Genomic DNA, 14,094 nt, shown 5'->3' on the forward strand with positions numbered 1-14,094 from the left:
AGGTGAATGTAAATTGTAACACATAGAAGAAAAAATGAATAAAATAATAGAATAGTAAGAAATATTTTAGGAGGATAAATGTTAGAAATAAATAACAGATTAAATAACCTTCCCGAATATCAATTAGGTAAATTGGATAAAATAAAGGAAAATTTATTAAGTCAAGGAAAAGAGGTATTAGACTTAGGTGTAGGGGACCCTGATTTACTAACTGATAATACAATAATTGAAGGTTTGAAAAAGTCTTTAACTTATAGGGGATACAATAATTATCCACCCTATGCTGGGATAAAGGAGTTAAAAGATGCGATAATTAAATACTATAAGGATATATATGGAGTAACACTAGATAGGGAAGAAGTACTTGTATTAATTGGCTCTAAAGAAGGAATAAGTAATTTAATACCCGCATTATGTGATACAGGTGATTATGCCATAATTCCTAAGCCATCTTATCCTGTATATGATTTATCAGCAAAGTTATGGGGAGCGGTTTCGTATAAAATACCTTTAAAAGAAAAGGATGAGTATCTTCCAGATCTTTCAGCTATCCCTAATGAAATAATCAATAAATCTAAGATGTTCTTGATTAATTATCCTAATAACCCTACAGGTGCTGTAGCAAATCCTTATTTTTTTAAAGAGATTATTGAGTTTTGTTATAAAAATAATATAGTATTATGTAATGACGGAGCCTATAATGAAATTATAAGAGGGACCGAAGCACCTTTAAGTTTAATGCAGTTTGACTATCAAAAAAGATTTATAGAATTTGGTAGTTTTTCTAAAATGTTTAGCATGGCAGGATTTAGATTAGGTTATGTAGTGGGAAATAGAGAGATATTAAATGCCATACTGAAAATAAAAATGAACATGGATTCTGGTCAGTTTGTACCTGTTCAATGGGCAGGTGTTGAAGCATTTAAACTTGGAAGAGACTATGTAAATGGAGTAAGAAAGATATATGATGAAAGAATAGAATTGGCAGAAAAAAAACTAAAAGAATGCAATATAAAGTTTTTTAAGAGTAAAGGCACATTTTATATCTGGGCTACTGTTCCTAAAGCGTATACAACAGATGAATTTTGTGAAGAGTTATTAAGTAAGTGCGGAATTATAGTGACTCCCGGGTATGTATTTGGGAACCTATGTCATGGATATTTTAGAATGTCACTTACTAAGGATAAAACAGAATTAGAAAAAGGATTAAGTAAATTAAATAATTTAAATAAATAAAGTTCAATAATGCAAGATTTATGATATAATTTAAATTAATAGCTGAAAAAACGAGCATATTTTGTGTTATTGCAAAATATGCTTGAATTTATTATAAATATGTATGTATAATGAATATGTGTGTTAAGCTTAGTTATATGGAAGGATGAATATTATGATTAGAAGCATGACGGGATTTGGAAGGGCAACCTTTGAGGATGACAGTAGAAGTTTTACTGTAGAAATTAAAAGCATAAATCATAGATATTGTGATATAAATCTAAAAATGCCTAAAAGTTTAATTTCTATAGAAGATAAGATAAGGTCTACTATACAAAAAAAAATAAATAGAGGTAAGGTAGATGTATTTATAAATCTTACAACATATGATAAGAAAGATATAAGAACTGTTTTTAATGAAACTTTAGCAGACAGTTATGTGGAGTGTCTTCGCAGCATAAAAAATAGATATGATATAAAAGATGATATATCACTTTCTTTAGTTGCAAAATTTCCTGAAGTAGTTACAATTCAACAGCAAGAAGAGGACATAGAGAAACTATGGAAAAGCTTATCAGGTCCGCTTAATGAAGCTATTGATATGCTGATTAAAATGCGACAAATAGAAGGAAATAAGTTACAGGAAAATATAATAGAAAAATGTAATAATATAAAAAATATATTAGATAATATAGAAGAAAGAGCTCCGTTAGTTCCTATAACATATAAGCAAAAACTTCAAGAAAGGTTAAAAGAACTTTTAGAAGACTACAATATAGATGAAAATAGAATTGCTATGGAAGTAGCTATTCTTGCTGATAGAGCATGTATAGATGAGGAAATAGTTAGGCTTAATAGTCATATAATTCAAATGCAAGAAACACTTAAGTTAGATGAATCTATTGGAAGAAAGTTAGATTTTATAGTACAAGAGATGAATAGAGAAACCAACACAATTGCTTCAAAAGCTAATGATTTAAATATATCTAATTTAGCTATTTCAATAAAAAATGAAATTGAAAAAATAAGGGAACAAATACAAAATATAGAGTAAGTACTGGAGGCAAGTAATGGGTATTAAACTAATAAACATAGGATTTGGAAATATTGTTTCAGCTAATAGGTTAGTGGCTATAGTAAGTCCTGAATCAGCTCCAATTAAGAGAATAATTCAAGAAGCAAGGGACAGAGGAATGCTTATAGATGCTACTTATGGAAGACGAACTAGAGCAGTTATTATTACAGATAGTGATCATGTAATTTTATCAGCGGTTCAGCCAGAAACAGTGGCGCATAGACTATCTTCCAAAGAAGAGGTTGAGGATACAGAAGAGGTTGATAGCTAATGAAGGAAAAAGGACTTTTAATAGTAATCTCAGGACCTTCAGGTACAGGAAAAGGAACAGTATGCAAAGCTTTGTTAGATAAAAATGATTTTTGGATATCTGTTTCTGCAACTACTCGTTCCCCTAGAGTGGGAGAGATAGATGGTAAAAGTTATTATTTTCTTGCAAAAGAGGAGTTTGTATCTAAAATTAACAACGATGATTTTCTTGAATATGCAGAGGTTTATGGAAACTTCTATGGAACACCTAAATCCAAGGTTCTAGAAATGATAGAACAAGGAAGAGATGTTATTTTAGAAATAGATATTCAGGGAGCATTAAAGGTTAAGGATAATTACCCAGAAGGAGTATTTATATTTATATTACCACCTTCTATGGAAGAATTAAAAAATAGAATTACTAAAAGAGGTACAGAAACACCTGAATCCCTTATGACTAGGTTTAAGTCTGCTTATAAGGAGATAAACTATGTTTCTAAATATAATTATGCAGTAGTTAATGATAATGTAGATGATGCAGTTAGAAAAATTGAATCTATAGTATCAGCAGAAAGATGTAGAGTAGACAGAATGAAAGAGACAATATTTGATTGTAAGGAGGGATTGATGCATGAGCAACTCTATGATTAATCCATCAATAGTGGATTTATTAGAAAAGGTTGATAACAGATATTCTTTAGTAGTAGTAGTTTCAAAAAGAGCAAGACAGCTTATAGATGGTGACGCACCTCTTATAAATACTGATTTAACAAAACCAGTAACTGTAGCGATAAATGAAATAGATGCAACAGCTATTACTTATGAAACTGTTAAGGAAGGTATAAAGTAAAAATGGAAAGAAAAACTGTAGTTATAGGTGTTACAGGAGGGGTAGCTGTATATAAGGCTTTAGATGTAATCAGCAGATTAAGAAAAAAGAATATAGATGTTCACGTAATTATGACTGAATCTGCAGGTGAATTTGTAAATCCTTTAAGTTTTCAGAGTTTAAGCCAAAACATGGTTGTAACTAATATGTTTGATGAGCCTAAACATTGGGAAATACAACATATATCTCTTGCTAAGAAAGCTGATTTGATGCTTATAGTACCAGCTACTGCTAATATAATAGGAAAGGTAGCAAATGGAATAGCAGATGATATGCTTTCTACGACTATTATGGCTACTCATGCTCCAGTAGTATTTGCACCTGCAATGAATACAAATATGTATTTAAATCCAATAGTTCAAAATAATATTCAAAAACTTAAAGATTATGGATATAAGTTTATAGAACCTGAAAGTGGAAGGCTTGCTTGTGGAGATGTGGGAGCAGGAAAGCTTGCTGATACGGAACTTATTGCAGATAAGGTAATAAGTATGCTTTATCCAATAAAAGATATGTCAGGAAAAAAGGTGTTAGTTACAGCAGGACCTACATGGTCTTTAATAGATCCAGTTAGATTTATAACAAATAGATCTTCAGGGAAAATGGGTTATGCTATAGCGGAGGAAGCCAGAGATAGAGGGGCTGAAGTTACATTGGTATCAGGTCCTACATCGTTAAAAGCTCCCTTTGGAATAAATACTATAAATATAACAACTAATGAAGAAATGTTAAATGAAGTTTTAGAACACTTTAATTCTCAAGACATAGTTATAAAAGCGGCTGCTGTGGCAGATTATAAGCCAGTAGAATACTCACAAAATAAGATTAAAAAGGCCTCTAATGAACTAGTTTTAAATTTTGCAAAAGATACTGATATATTGAAAAAATTAGGCGAAATAAAACAAAATCAAGTCTTAGTAGGATTTGCAGCAGAAAGCAATGATTTAATAAGTAATGCAGAATCTAAGCTAAAAAAGAAAAATTTAGATTACATAGTTGCTAATGATATAACTTCATCAGATACAGGATTCCAATCTAGTGAAAACAGAGTAATTATACTTACTAGAGATGGAGAAAAGCTTTCATTAGAAAAGATGAGTAAAAGAGAAGTAGCACAGAAATTATTTGATATTATCAATGATAAACACAAAGAAGTATAAGTTGTTAAGATAAAAGGGGCATTACTTTGCAAAATTGAATTGTAAAGATAGCCTCTTTTATTTACTAAAATATTTGCTAAAGGGTGATTAAGTGGATAAATATGCTGGTGTAATTATAAATAGTACATCCATTCAATTGGATAAAGTATTTACGTATAAAATACCTGATAATTTAATAGAAAAGGCTGTAGTAGGCTCTAGAGTATATGTACCCTTTGGATTAGGTAATAAAAAAATAGATGGATTTATAATGGAAATCTATAAGGAAATTGAGGATATAAAAAATATAAAAGAAATAGTAAAAGTTGATACTGCTTTTCCTTTACTTACACCAGAATATCTTACACTTATACAAAAAATGAGGGAAAAATATTTATCTACTCATATGGAAGTGATAAGGGCACTATTTCCATCAGCATTATTTAAAGGGATGAAAAATAAGAAGGAAAACTTAATTTATACTTCAGATAGACTAAATGAAAAATTTAGTAAGGAACCTTATACTTCAATATATAAAGTAATAAGTGAAAATAATGGATTATATACTAAAAGTGCTCTAAGTAATAAATTTAATATTTCATTGTCTTCCATTAATACAATGCTTAAACACAATTTTTTAACTCAAGAAGAGAATATAATAAATAGATATAATTCAAGACAATATGAATTTTATGAAAAGAAAGCCTTAAATAATGACCAAAAGTCTGCTTTAAATAAAATAATTTATTCTGTAAATAAGTTGTTTTTAATTCATGGTGTAACAGGCAGCGGCAAAACAGAAATATATATGAATTTAGTTGAAGAAATGATAAACAAAGAGAAAGAATCTATAATATTAGTTCCGGAAATTTCTCTTACGCCTCAAATGGTTGAAAGATTTAAGGGGAGGTTTGGAAAGGATATTACAGTATTTCATAGTAAGCTTTCCGAAGGCGAAAGGTATGATGAATGGCTTCGAGTTAAAGACGGAAAAGTAAAGGTTGCAATAGGTGCTAGATCAGCTATATTTTTGCCATTTAAAAACTTAGGTCTTATTGTAATAGATGAGGAACATGAAAATAGCTACAAATCTGATAGCAATCCTAAGTATCATGCTCGGGAAATTGGAGAAATGTTAAGTGATATATATGGCTGCAAACTAGTTTTAGGTTCCGCCACTCCATCCATAGAAACATATTATAGAGCTATTAATAATAAGTTAGAACTAATTACAATTAAAAAAAGAGCAGACGGGGCTTTATTACCTGATACTCATGTAGTGGATATGAGAGAAGAACTTGTTAAAAATAATAAGAGTATGTTTAGTAGTAGTCTTTTCGAAGGTATAAAGGACAGACTTGAAAAAAATGAACAAATAATATTATTTTTAAATAGAAGAGGATTTTCAACTTTTGTATCTTGCAGAAAATGTGGATATGTCTTTAGATGCAGTAACTGTGATATTTCACTCACATATCATAATAACAGCAATAATTTAAGCTGTCATTACTGTGGTAAAAGTGAAAGGGTTCCTCAAATATGTCCTGAATGCGGAAGCAAGTATGTAAAATATTTTGGAGTCGGAACAGAAAAAGTTGAGGAAGAGGTAAAAAAATATTTTCCCGCTGCTAGAGTGCTAAGGATGGATTTTGATACAACTCGTCGCAAAAATTCTTATGAAAATATATACAACTTTTTTAAAGAACAAAAGGCTGATGTATTGGTTGGAACTCAAATGATTGCTAAGGGATTAGATTTTAAAAATGTAACACTTGTAGGGGTTATTGCAGCGGATTTATCTTTAAATATTCCTGATTTTCATTCTTCAGAAAGAACATTTCAGCTTATAACGCAGGTAGCTGGTAGAGCGGGAAGAGGAAAGAAAAAGGGAGAAGTGATAGTTCAAACTTATAATCCAGAGAGCTATAGTATTCAGTGTGCTGCAGAAAACAGCTACGAAGAGTTTTTTGAACAGGAGCTTTCACTTAGAAGACTTATGAATTATCCGCCATTTTCAGAGTTAATGCTTATAAATATGAGTAGCCCCAATGAGGAGTTATTGATAAAAAACATACAAAACGTGGCTGTTAATTTAAAATCACTATTACAAAATACAAATAAAATAGAGATATTAGGACCATGTCCTTCGGAAATTTCTAAAATAAAAAATAATTACAGATGGCAAATTATAATAAAAGGCCAATTAAATCAAAATATAAAAAAAGAAATAAAAAATAGTATATATGATTCAGTAAAAGAAAGTTATAATAATATAAGAATAATCATAGATGTAAATCCACTAAGCTTAATATAAATATATGGAGGTAATTTTATTATGGCATTAAGAAATATAAGAAAAATTGGAGACGAAATATTAAGAAAGAAAAGTAAAAAAATAGAGCAGATAGATGATAGAATTCAAATGCTTTTAGACGATATGTTGGAAACTATGTATGAAAGTAATGGAGTAGGTCTTGCAGCTCCACAGGTGGGTATTCTTAAAAGAGTTGTAGTAATAGATATAGGAGAAGGGCCAGTATTTTTAATAAATCCTGAAATAATAAAATCTGAAGGATCCTACATAGATGAAGAAGGATGTTTAAGTGTACCTGGAGAACAGGGACCAGTGGAAAGACCATATAAAGTAACTGTTAAAGCTTTAGATAGAAACGGTAAAGAAATTGTTGTAGAAGGTGAAGAACTAATGGCAAGAGCACTATGTCATGAAATAGACCATCTAGATGGAATACTATATGTTGATAAGATTATAAAGGAAGATGGAAGGTAAGTATTATGAATATAGTATTTATGGGTACTCCAGAATTTGCGGTGCCAGCTTTAAAAAGGCTTATTGATCAATTTAATGTAAATGCAGTTTTTACTCAACCAGATAGGCCTAAAGGAAGAGGAAAAAAGCTTGCTATGTCCCCAGTTAAGGAAGTAGCTTTAGAAAATAATATAAGAGTATATCAACCAGAAAACTTAAAAAAAGATGAAGAATGTATCAAAGTTTTAAAAGAACTTTCTCCAGATTTTATAATAGTTGTAGCCTATGGGCAAATTTTATCAAAGGAAGTTTTAGAAATTCCTAAATATGGATGCATAAATTTACATGCTTCGCTTTTACCTAAATATAGGGGGGCAGCTCCTATTAATTGGGCAATTGTAAATGGAGAAAGCGAAAGTGGAAATACAACAATGTTTATGGATATAGGCCTTGATACAGGCGATATGCTTCTAAAAAGCAAAGTACAGATAACAAATAATATGACTGCTGGTGAGCTTCATGATTTGTTAATGATAGATGGAGCTGAGCTTTTGGTGAAAACTATAATGGGAATAGCTAATGGAGAAATATCAAGAGTTAAACAAATTGAAGGGGATTCTTGCTATGCTCCTATGCTAAATAAAGAATTAGCTGAAATAAACTGGGAGAAAGATAGCGAAGAAATCAATAATTTGATAAGAGGTTTAAATCCGTGGCCTATAGCGTATACTTATTATAAAGATGAAAGAATGAAAATACTTGAAGCAGAGTTAACAAACGAAGATAGTAATAAAGAGTACGGAACCATTATTGATGCAGATAAAAGTGGTATAAAAGTATCTACAGGTAATAAAGTTTTATTAATAAAGAAAGTGCAATTTCCTTCAGGAAAGCCTTTATATGTACAGGAATACATTAAAGGGCACACTATAGAAAAAGGTGTACGTTTAAAATAGAGGAGGGATACCATATGTTTTATTTTGATAGTAGTATGATAATTTTAATTCCTGCTATTATAATATCAGGGTGGGCCCAGCTGAAAATAAATTCAACGTTTCAAAGATATTCTGCCGTAAGAAGTGTAAATGGTTATACAGGATCCCAAGTAGCAAGAAAGCTGCTGGATAGCCAAGGGTTATTTGATGTTCCAGTGCAGGTTGTAGGAGGAAAGCTAACAGATCACTATGATCCAGTGCACAGAGTTATGAGGCTTTCAGAAGAAGTATATTATGGAACCTCTGTAGCATCTATTGGAGTAGCAGCTCATGAAACCGGGCATGCATTTCAACATCAAGAAAGATATTCTCCTTTGATTATCAGAAACTCCATAGTACCTATTGTAAATTTTAGCTCAAATGCTTCATGGGTTATATTTTTACTGGGTTTTGCTTTAGGACTTCCAGGACTTCTAAATATAGGAATACTATTGTTTTCAGCAGTAGTAGTATTTCAGCTTGTAACTCTTCCTGTAGAATTTAACGCATCTAGTAGAGCGTTAAAAATGATTGAAAATACAGGGATTCTTTATAAAGATGAGGCCGCAGGAGCAAAAAAGGTTTTAAGTGCAGCAGCAATGACATATGTGGCGGCTACTCTTATGTCCGTAGCACAACTTTTAAGACTTATAGTATTAAGTAATAGCAGAAGAGATGACTAGTGAAAGATAAGTTTTCCGGAAAGTATAAGTTCTGGAAAACTATTTCGCTTTATAAAGAGTAATTTTAGTGAATTGAGGTATAAATATGAATGATGTTAGAGAAATAGCTTTAGATACGTTAAATGAAGTTTTTTACAAAGATGCATATTCAAATATTATATTAAACCATAAATTAAATGCTTCTAAACTAGAAGAAAGAGATAAAGCATTAGTAACTGAAATAGTATATGGTACCATAAAATACAAATACACTATAGACAAAATATTAGATAACTTCTTAAAAAGTGGTACAAATAAGTTGGATAAGCAAATAATTAATATACTAAGAATAGGAGTTTATCAAATAAAATATTTAGATAGGATACCGGATTTTGCAGCTGTAAATGAATGTGTAGAGCTTGCAAAGAAAAAATCCATTAAATTATCTAAATTAGTAAATGGTGTTTTAAGAAATTTTATACGTAATAAAAATTTAGAAATTGATTTCAAAAGTGATGTAAAAAAGTTAAGTTTTGAATATTCATTTCCAGAATGGATGGTAGAATTATATATAAAGCAATATGGCAAAGAAATTACTGAACAAATACTAAGAGGATTAAATTTAGTTCCATCAAATACTGTTAGAGTTAATAATTTAAAAACTAACTATGATGAGGTTTGGGAAAATCTTGAGAGTAACCAATACAACATACAAGAGGGGAAGGTTTGCCCAGAAGCTATACAAATAATAAAGGGAAGAAGTATAGAAAAAAATCCGTTTTTTAAAGAAGGGTATATTACAGTACAGGATGAAAGTGCAATGCTTGTAGCTCCAAGTATGGAACTAGAAAATGATATGGTGGTACTTGATCTTTGTAGTGCACCAGGAGGAAAAACAACTCATATAGCTGAAATAATGAATAATACAGGTTCCATCTATGCTTTTGATATACATCCAAATAAATTGGCTTTAATAAAGCAAAATATTGAAAGGCTTGGCATGACGAATATAAATTTAGATGCAATGGATGCTTCTGTATTTAATAAAGAGCTTGCAAATAAAGCAGATAGAGTTCTTATAGATGTTCCTTGCTCAGGACTTGGAATAATAAGGAAAAAACCGGAAATAAAGTGGAATAAAACAAATAAAGATTTGAAAAGTTTAATTCCCATACAAAGAGATATAATGAAAAATGCTGCTCAATATGTTAAACCAGGAGGAATAATTCTTTATTCAACATGTACTCTAAATAAAGAAGAAAATGAAAAAAATATAAAGTGGTTTTTAGAAAATTTTAAGGAATTTAAAATAGAGCCTCTATTTTATGGTAATATTGATAATATAATCTATAATGAAATGGGAACTGTAACCATTTTACCTGATGATAATATGGACGGATTTTTCATAGCTAAATTAAGGAAACAAGGATAGGTGTTTTTATGATAAATATGCTAGATTTTTCTTTAGAAGACCTTAAAACATGGATGAGAGAAAACGGAGAAAAGGATTTTAGAGCAAAACAAGTTTTTGATTGGGTATATAAAAAGACATTTGATTTTGATAATATGAATAATATTCCTAAAAGCACTATAACTAAATTAAAAAATAATTTTTATTTTAGTTTACCTAAAGTAGTAAAAATGTTAAAATCAAAAAATGAAGATACTTATAAATTTCTATTTGAATATGCGGACAATAATGTCATTGAGACCGTAGTTATGAAATATAATCATGGTAATTCTATATGCGTATCCACCCAAGTAGGATGTAAAATGGGATGTAAATTTTGTGCATCAACATTAGATGGCGTAATTAGAAATTTAACATCAGGAGAAATATTAGGGCAGATACTAAGAGCTGAAGAGGCTACAGGGGAGAGAATATCCAATATTGTAATGATGGGAAGCGGAGAGCCTTTAGATAATTATGATAATGTTTTAAAGTTTATACATATAGTGAATTCTTCCTATAGTTTAAACATAGGGCAAAGACACATAACGCTATCAACCTGTGGGATTGTGCCTAAGGTGATTGATTTAGCGAATGAAGAATTACAAATAACTTTAGCTATATCACTTCATGCTCCAAGTGATGATATAAGAAAGAATATGATGCCTGTAGCATATAAGTACAGTATAGAAGAACTTTTTAGAGCTTGCAAATATTATATAGAAAAGACAAATAGAAGAATCACATTTGAATATGCTTTAGTTAGTGGTGTGAATGATAGTGATAATCATGCAGAAGAATTAAGCCGAAAACTTAAGGGTATGTTGTGTCATGTGAATTTAATACCTGTAAATGAAGTAAAGGAAAGTGGTTTTGAAAGATCTACAAATGAGAATATAAAAAGATTTAGTAATATATTAATTAAAAATGGTATAGAAGCTACAGTAAGAAGAGAAATGGGATCTGATATAAATGCAGCATGCGGACAACTAAGAAGAAGCTATACCAATAAAAACTAAAGTTTAAATTGATGAGGTGGAGTTGTATGGTGGGTATACTGTCAGATGTAGGAAACATAAGAGAAATCAATGAAGATTCCGTCGGTTATTATAAAGGTGAAGATAGAGCTATATATGTTATTGCCGATGGTATGGGGGGGCACAGTGCAGGAGAAGTAGCTAGCAAAGTTGCAGTGGATTTTACTATTGATTATATTAAAGGATTAAGTAATATAACAGATTTAAAGAAAGAAATTATTATAGCGGTTCAAAGATCTAATGAGGAAATATTTAATTTATCAAATTGCAGAAAAAACCTTTCTGGAATGGGTACTACCATAACCGCATGTTTAATCAGTGGAGGTAAAGCTATTGTTGCAAATGTAGGTGATAGTAGTTGCTATATTATAGATAATCATCACAAAATAAAAAAAATTACAAAAGATCATTCATTAGTACAGCAGCTAGTTGATAATGGAACTATAACTGAAGAACAGGCAAAAAAGCATCCAAATAAAAATATTATTACAAGGGCACTTGGAACTAATAAACAAATAGAAGTCGATACTTTTGATTTAAATCTTAAAGAAATTAAAAATATAATATTATGTACAGATGGATTAACAAACGATGTTGCTCCGGAAGAGATTTGTGAAATAGTGCTTAATAATACTCAAGAAGATTCATGTAGATTGCTTATAGAATGTAGTAAACAAAGATGCGGTAGAGATAACATTTCAGTTATAGTTTTTGAAGGAGAGTGTAAAGATGGTAGGAACTTTACTAGGGAATAGATATGAGCTGCTAGAAAAAATAGGCGAAGGTGGTATGGCTGAAGTTTATAAAGCCAAATGTCATTTGCTTAATAGATTTGTAGCAGTTAAAATATTAAAGGATGAGTTATTAAAGGATTCTCAATTTGTAGATAAATTCAAAAGAGAAGCTACTGCAGCAGCAAGTCTTTCAGATAATAATATAGTAAATATTTACGATGTAGGCTCTCAAAATAATATACATTATATAGTTATGGAATACGTAAAGGGCAAGACACTAAAAGAATTTATAAGAGAAAAAGGTAAATTAAATGAAGAAGAAGCAATAAATGTAGCCATACAAATAGCTAAAGCTCTTGAATGTGCTCATAGAAATAATATAATACATAGAGATATTAAGCCTCATAATATATTGGTAACTGAAGAAGGCTTAGTAAAAGTTACTGATTTTGGTATAGCAAAGGCTACTAATTCTGTGACTATTACAAATACTAGCAAAGTTATGGGATCTGCACATTACTTTTCGCCTGAACAAGCAAAGGGAAGTTATGTAGATGCAAGAACTGATATCTATTCACTTGGGATAGTGATTTATGAAATGATAACAGGGAAAGTACCTTATGATGCTGATAGCCCTGTTTCGGTAGCCTTGAAGCATATACAGGAACAAGCGATTCCGCCTAAAAATATAGTTCCTAATATATCTGAAAATATTAATAATATGATTCTAAAATCTATAGAAAAAGAACCTATTAAAAGATATCAAAGTATTAAGGAAATGTTACAGGATTTAAGAAAAGTAAAAAATAAAGAAAAAATTAATGTAGCCTTTTTTGATATGGATGAAGATAGAACTAGAGTTATGGAAGCTATAAAAGTAGATTCATTAAATCGTAATAAATCCAGAAATGATGTTGTTGTGGATGAAGATGATGACGATTATGAAGAGAAAAATAAAATAAATAAGAAAAAAAGAGGAATGATAATAGCTATTACAGCTGTAATACTTGCTTTAATTACTGCATTTGCTTCGGGATACATGATATTTAATAACTATATTTCTCAAGGAAAGAATAAAACCCAGGACGTGGTAGTACCTAAAATAGTAGGATTAAGCAAAGATGAAGCTAAAAGTAGCATAGAAAGTAAAAACTTAGTATTTACAATAACCGAAACAGAAAAAAGTGATAAACCAGAGGGAACCGTTTTAAGGAGTTATCCCACAGAAGGGACCACTGTTAAAGCAAATTCAGAGGTAAGGGTTACATTAAGCGCAGGCAAAGATAAGCCAAGGGTTCCTGATTTAAAAGAAATGGATATAGAATTGGCTAAGCAAACTTTAAGCAGATACAATTTAGAAATAGGTAATATTCAATATGCATATGATGATAATATTCCTAAAAATTCCATTATAAGTCAAAGTCCATCTCGTGATGAAAAAGTGGATGAAAAAACCAAAGTTGATGTAGTAGTAAGTAAGGGGGTTGAAATTAAATATTCAACTGTTCCAAGTTTAAATGGAAAAACAATAGAGCAAGCAAAGATACTACTTGCAAATTCTAATTTGAAATTAGGTAATACAAATACTCAAGCAACTGGGGATGAAACTTTACAAGGAAAGATCTTTGATCAAAGTATAGAACCTGGAGTTCAAGTAAAAGAGGGAACCACATTAAATGTAACATATTATGTATTTGATCCAAAACTTGTGCCAAATCCAGATGAAGATAAGGAAAATGGCAATGAAGATAATAAGACTGATGAAAATAACAATCAACCACAAGATAATCAGGCAGGAAATAATCAAACTACAACCCAAGTAAATAAAAATAATGAAGAAAATAAACAAAAGGGAAATATAATTCAATAAACAATTGAATGTAGATGCTTTTCAAGGAGGATT

14 protein-coding genes are annotated in these 14,094 nt (G+C 30.3%); all 14 read left to right on the top strand.

The genetic code is table 11. From position 1 onward, the window contains the following. Positions 1 to 78 precede the first annotated feature (78 nt). The 14 genes from JOC70_RS01870 to pknB all read left to right on the top strand — a co-directional run bounded on the left by JOC70_RS01870 (position 79) and on the right by pknB (position 14,061). Positions 79 to 1,236, top strand: coding sequence for an aminotransferase class I/II-fold pyridoxal phosphate-dependent enzyme (locus JOC70_RS01870; RefSeq protein WP_204597212.1), 1,158 nt, complete (start codon positions 79 to 81; stop codon positions 1,234 to 1,236). A 154-nt stretch (positions 1,237 to 1,390) separates the two neighbouring features. Then, positions 1,391 to 2,269, top strand: coding sequence for a YicC/YloC family endoribonuclease (locus tag JOC70_RS01875; protein WP_204597213.1), 879 nt, complete (start codon positions 1,391 to 1,393; stop codon positions 2,267 to 2,269). Positions 2,270 to 2,285: 16 nt separating this feature from the next. After that, positions 2,286 to 2,561: an extracellular matrix/biofilm regulator RemA gene (remA, locus tag JOC70_RS01880; protein WP_035307528.1), complete on the top strand. Its 276-nt coding sequence runs from the start codon at positions 2,286 to 2,288 to the stop codon at positions 2,559 to 2,561. Then, on the top strand, positions 2,561 to 3,190 hold the full coding sequence (gmk, locus tag JOC70_RS01885; RefSeq protein WP_204597214.1) for a guanylate kinase: 630 nt from the start codon (positions 2,561 to 2,563) through the stop codon (positions 3,188 to 3,190). The genes remA and gmk overlap by 1 nt, the downstream gene beginning before the upstream one ends. Beyond that, on the top strand, positions 3,171 to 3,389 hold the full coding sequence (gene rpoZ / locus JOC70_RS01890) for a DNA-directed RNA polymerase subunit omega (RefSeq protein WP_204597215.1): 219 nt from the start codon (positions 3,171 to 3,173) through the stop codon (positions 3,387 to 3,389). Before gmk ends, rpoZ begins: the two co-directional genes overlap by 20 nt. 2 nt (positions 3,390 to 3,391) lie before the next feature. Further along, a complete protein-coding gene (gene coaBC / locus JOC70_RS01895; RefSeq protein ID WP_204597216.1) occupies positions 3,392 to 4,588 on the top strand; it encodes a bifunctional phosphopantothenoylcysteine decarboxylase/phosphopantothenate--cysteine ligase CoaBC in 1,197 nt (398 codons plus the stop codon). A gap of 91 nt (positions 4,589 to 4,679) precedes the next feature. Then, positions 4,680 to 6,881, top strand: a complete 2,202-nt coding sequence (gene priA, locus JOC70_RS01900; RefSeq protein WP_204597217.1) for a primosomal protein N' — start codon at positions 4,680 to 4,682, stop codon at positions 6,879 to 6,881. A gap of 21 nt (positions 6,882 to 6,902) precedes the next feature. Further along, positions 6,903 to 7,355 carry a peptide deformylase gene (gene def / locus JOC70_RS01905; protein WP_204597218.1) on the top strand — a complete coding sequence of 151 codons (453 nt, stop codon included), beginning with the start codon at positions 6,903 to 6,905 and terminating at the stop codon, positions 7,353 to 7,355. Between the two features lie 5 nt (positions 7,356 to 7,360). Further along, complete coding sequence (gene fmt, locus JOC70_RS01910) at positions 7,361 to 8,290, top strand: methionyl-tRNA formyltransferase (RefSeq protein WP_204597219.1); 930 nt, start codon at positions 7,361 to 7,363, stop codon at positions 8,288 to 8,290. 14 nt (positions 8,291 to 8,304) lie between these two features. Next, on the top strand, positions 8,305 to 8,991 hold the full coding sequence (locus JOC70_RS01915; protein WP_204597220.1) for a zinc metallopeptidase: 687 nt from the start codon (positions 8,305 to 8,307) through the stop codon (positions 8,989 to 8,991). An 85-nt stretch (positions 8,992 to 9,076) separates the two neighbouring features. After that, a complete protein-coding gene (rsmB, locus tag JOC70_RS01920; RefSeq protein WP_204597221.1) occupies positions 9,077 to 10,402 on the top strand; it encodes a 16S rRNA (cytosine(967)-C(5))-methyltransferase RsmB in 1,326 nt (441 codons plus the stop codon). Positions 10,403 to 10,410: 8 nt separating this feature from the next. Continuing rightward, complete coding sequence (rlmN, locus tag JOC70_RS01925; RefSeq protein ID WP_204597222.1) at positions 10,411 to 11,439, top strand: dual-specificity RNA methyltransferase RlmN; 1,029 nt, start codon at positions 10,411 to 10,413, stop codon at positions 11,437 to 11,439. 26 nt (positions 11,440 to 11,465) lie between these two features. After that, positions 11,466 to 12,212, top strand: coding sequence for a Stp1/IreP family PP2C-type Ser/Thr phosphatase (locus JOC70_RS01930; protein WP_204597223.1), 747 nt, complete (start codon positions 11,466 to 11,468; stop codon positions 12,210 to 12,212). Continuing rightward, the gene (pknB, locus tag JOC70_RS01935; protein ID WP_204597224.1) at positions 12,187 to 14,061 is read left to right on the top strand and encodes a Stk1 family PASTA domain-containing Ser/Thr kinase; all 1,875 of its coding nucleotides are present in this window, start codon (positions 12,187 to 12,189) and stop codon (positions 14,059 to 14,061) included. The genes JOC70_RS01930 and pknB overlap by 26 nt, the downstream gene beginning before the upstream one ends. Positions 14,062 to 14,094 lie beyond the last annotated feature (33 nt).

The organism is Clostridium pascui, assembly GCF_016908015.1.
Lineage (GTDB): Bacteria > Bacillota > Clostridia > Clostridiales > Clostridiaceae > Clostridium_AK > Clostridium_AK pascui.

Coding starts and splice junctions, on each gene's coding strand:
- JOC70_RS01870 (WP_204597212.1), top strand. CDS start 79: ATGTTAGAAATAAATAACAGATTAAATAACCTTCCCGAATATCAATTA.
- JOC70_RS01875 (WP_204597213.1), top strand. CDS start 1,391: ATGATTAGAAGCATGACGGGATTTGGAAGGGCAACCTTTGAGGATGAC.
- remA (WP_035307528.1), top strand. CDS start 2,286: ATGGGTATTAAACTAATAAACATAGGATTTGGAAATATTGTTTCAGCT.
- gmk (WP_204597214.1), top strand. CDS start 2,561: ATGAAGGAAAAAGGACTTTTAATAGTAATCTCAGGACCTTCAGGTACA.
- rpoZ (WP_204597215.1), top strand. CDS start 3,171: ATGAGCAACTCTATGATTAATCCATCAATAGTGGATTTATTAGAAAAG.
- coaBC (WP_204597216.1), top strand. CDS start 3,392: ATGGAAAGAAAAACTGTAGTTATAGGTGTTACAGGAGGGGTAGCTGTA.
- def (WP_204597218.1), top strand. CDS start 6,903: ATGGCATTAAGAAATATAAGAAAAATTGGAGACGAAATATTAAGAAAG.
- fmt (WP_204597219.1), top strand. CDS start 7,361: ATGAATATAGTATTTATGGGTACTCCAGAATTTGCGGTGCCAGCTTTA.
- JOC70_RS01915 (WP_204597220.1), top strand. CDS start 8,305: ATGTTTTATTTTGATAGTAGTATGATAATTTTAATTCCTGCTATTATA.
- rsmB (WP_204597221.1), top strand. CDS start 9,077: ATGAATGATGTTAGAGAAATAGCTTTAGATACGTTAAATGAAGTTTTT.
- rlmN (WP_204597222.1), top strand. CDS start 10,411: ATGATAAATATGCTAGATTTTTCTTTAGAAGACCTTAAAACATGGATG.
- JOC70_RS01930 (WP_204597223.1), top strand. CDS start 11,466: ATGGTGGGTATACTGTCAGATGTAGGAAACATAAGAGAAATCAATGAA.
- pknB (WP_204597224.1), top strand. CDS start 12,187: ATGGTAGGAACTTTACTAGGGAATAGATATGAGCTGCTAGAAAAAATA.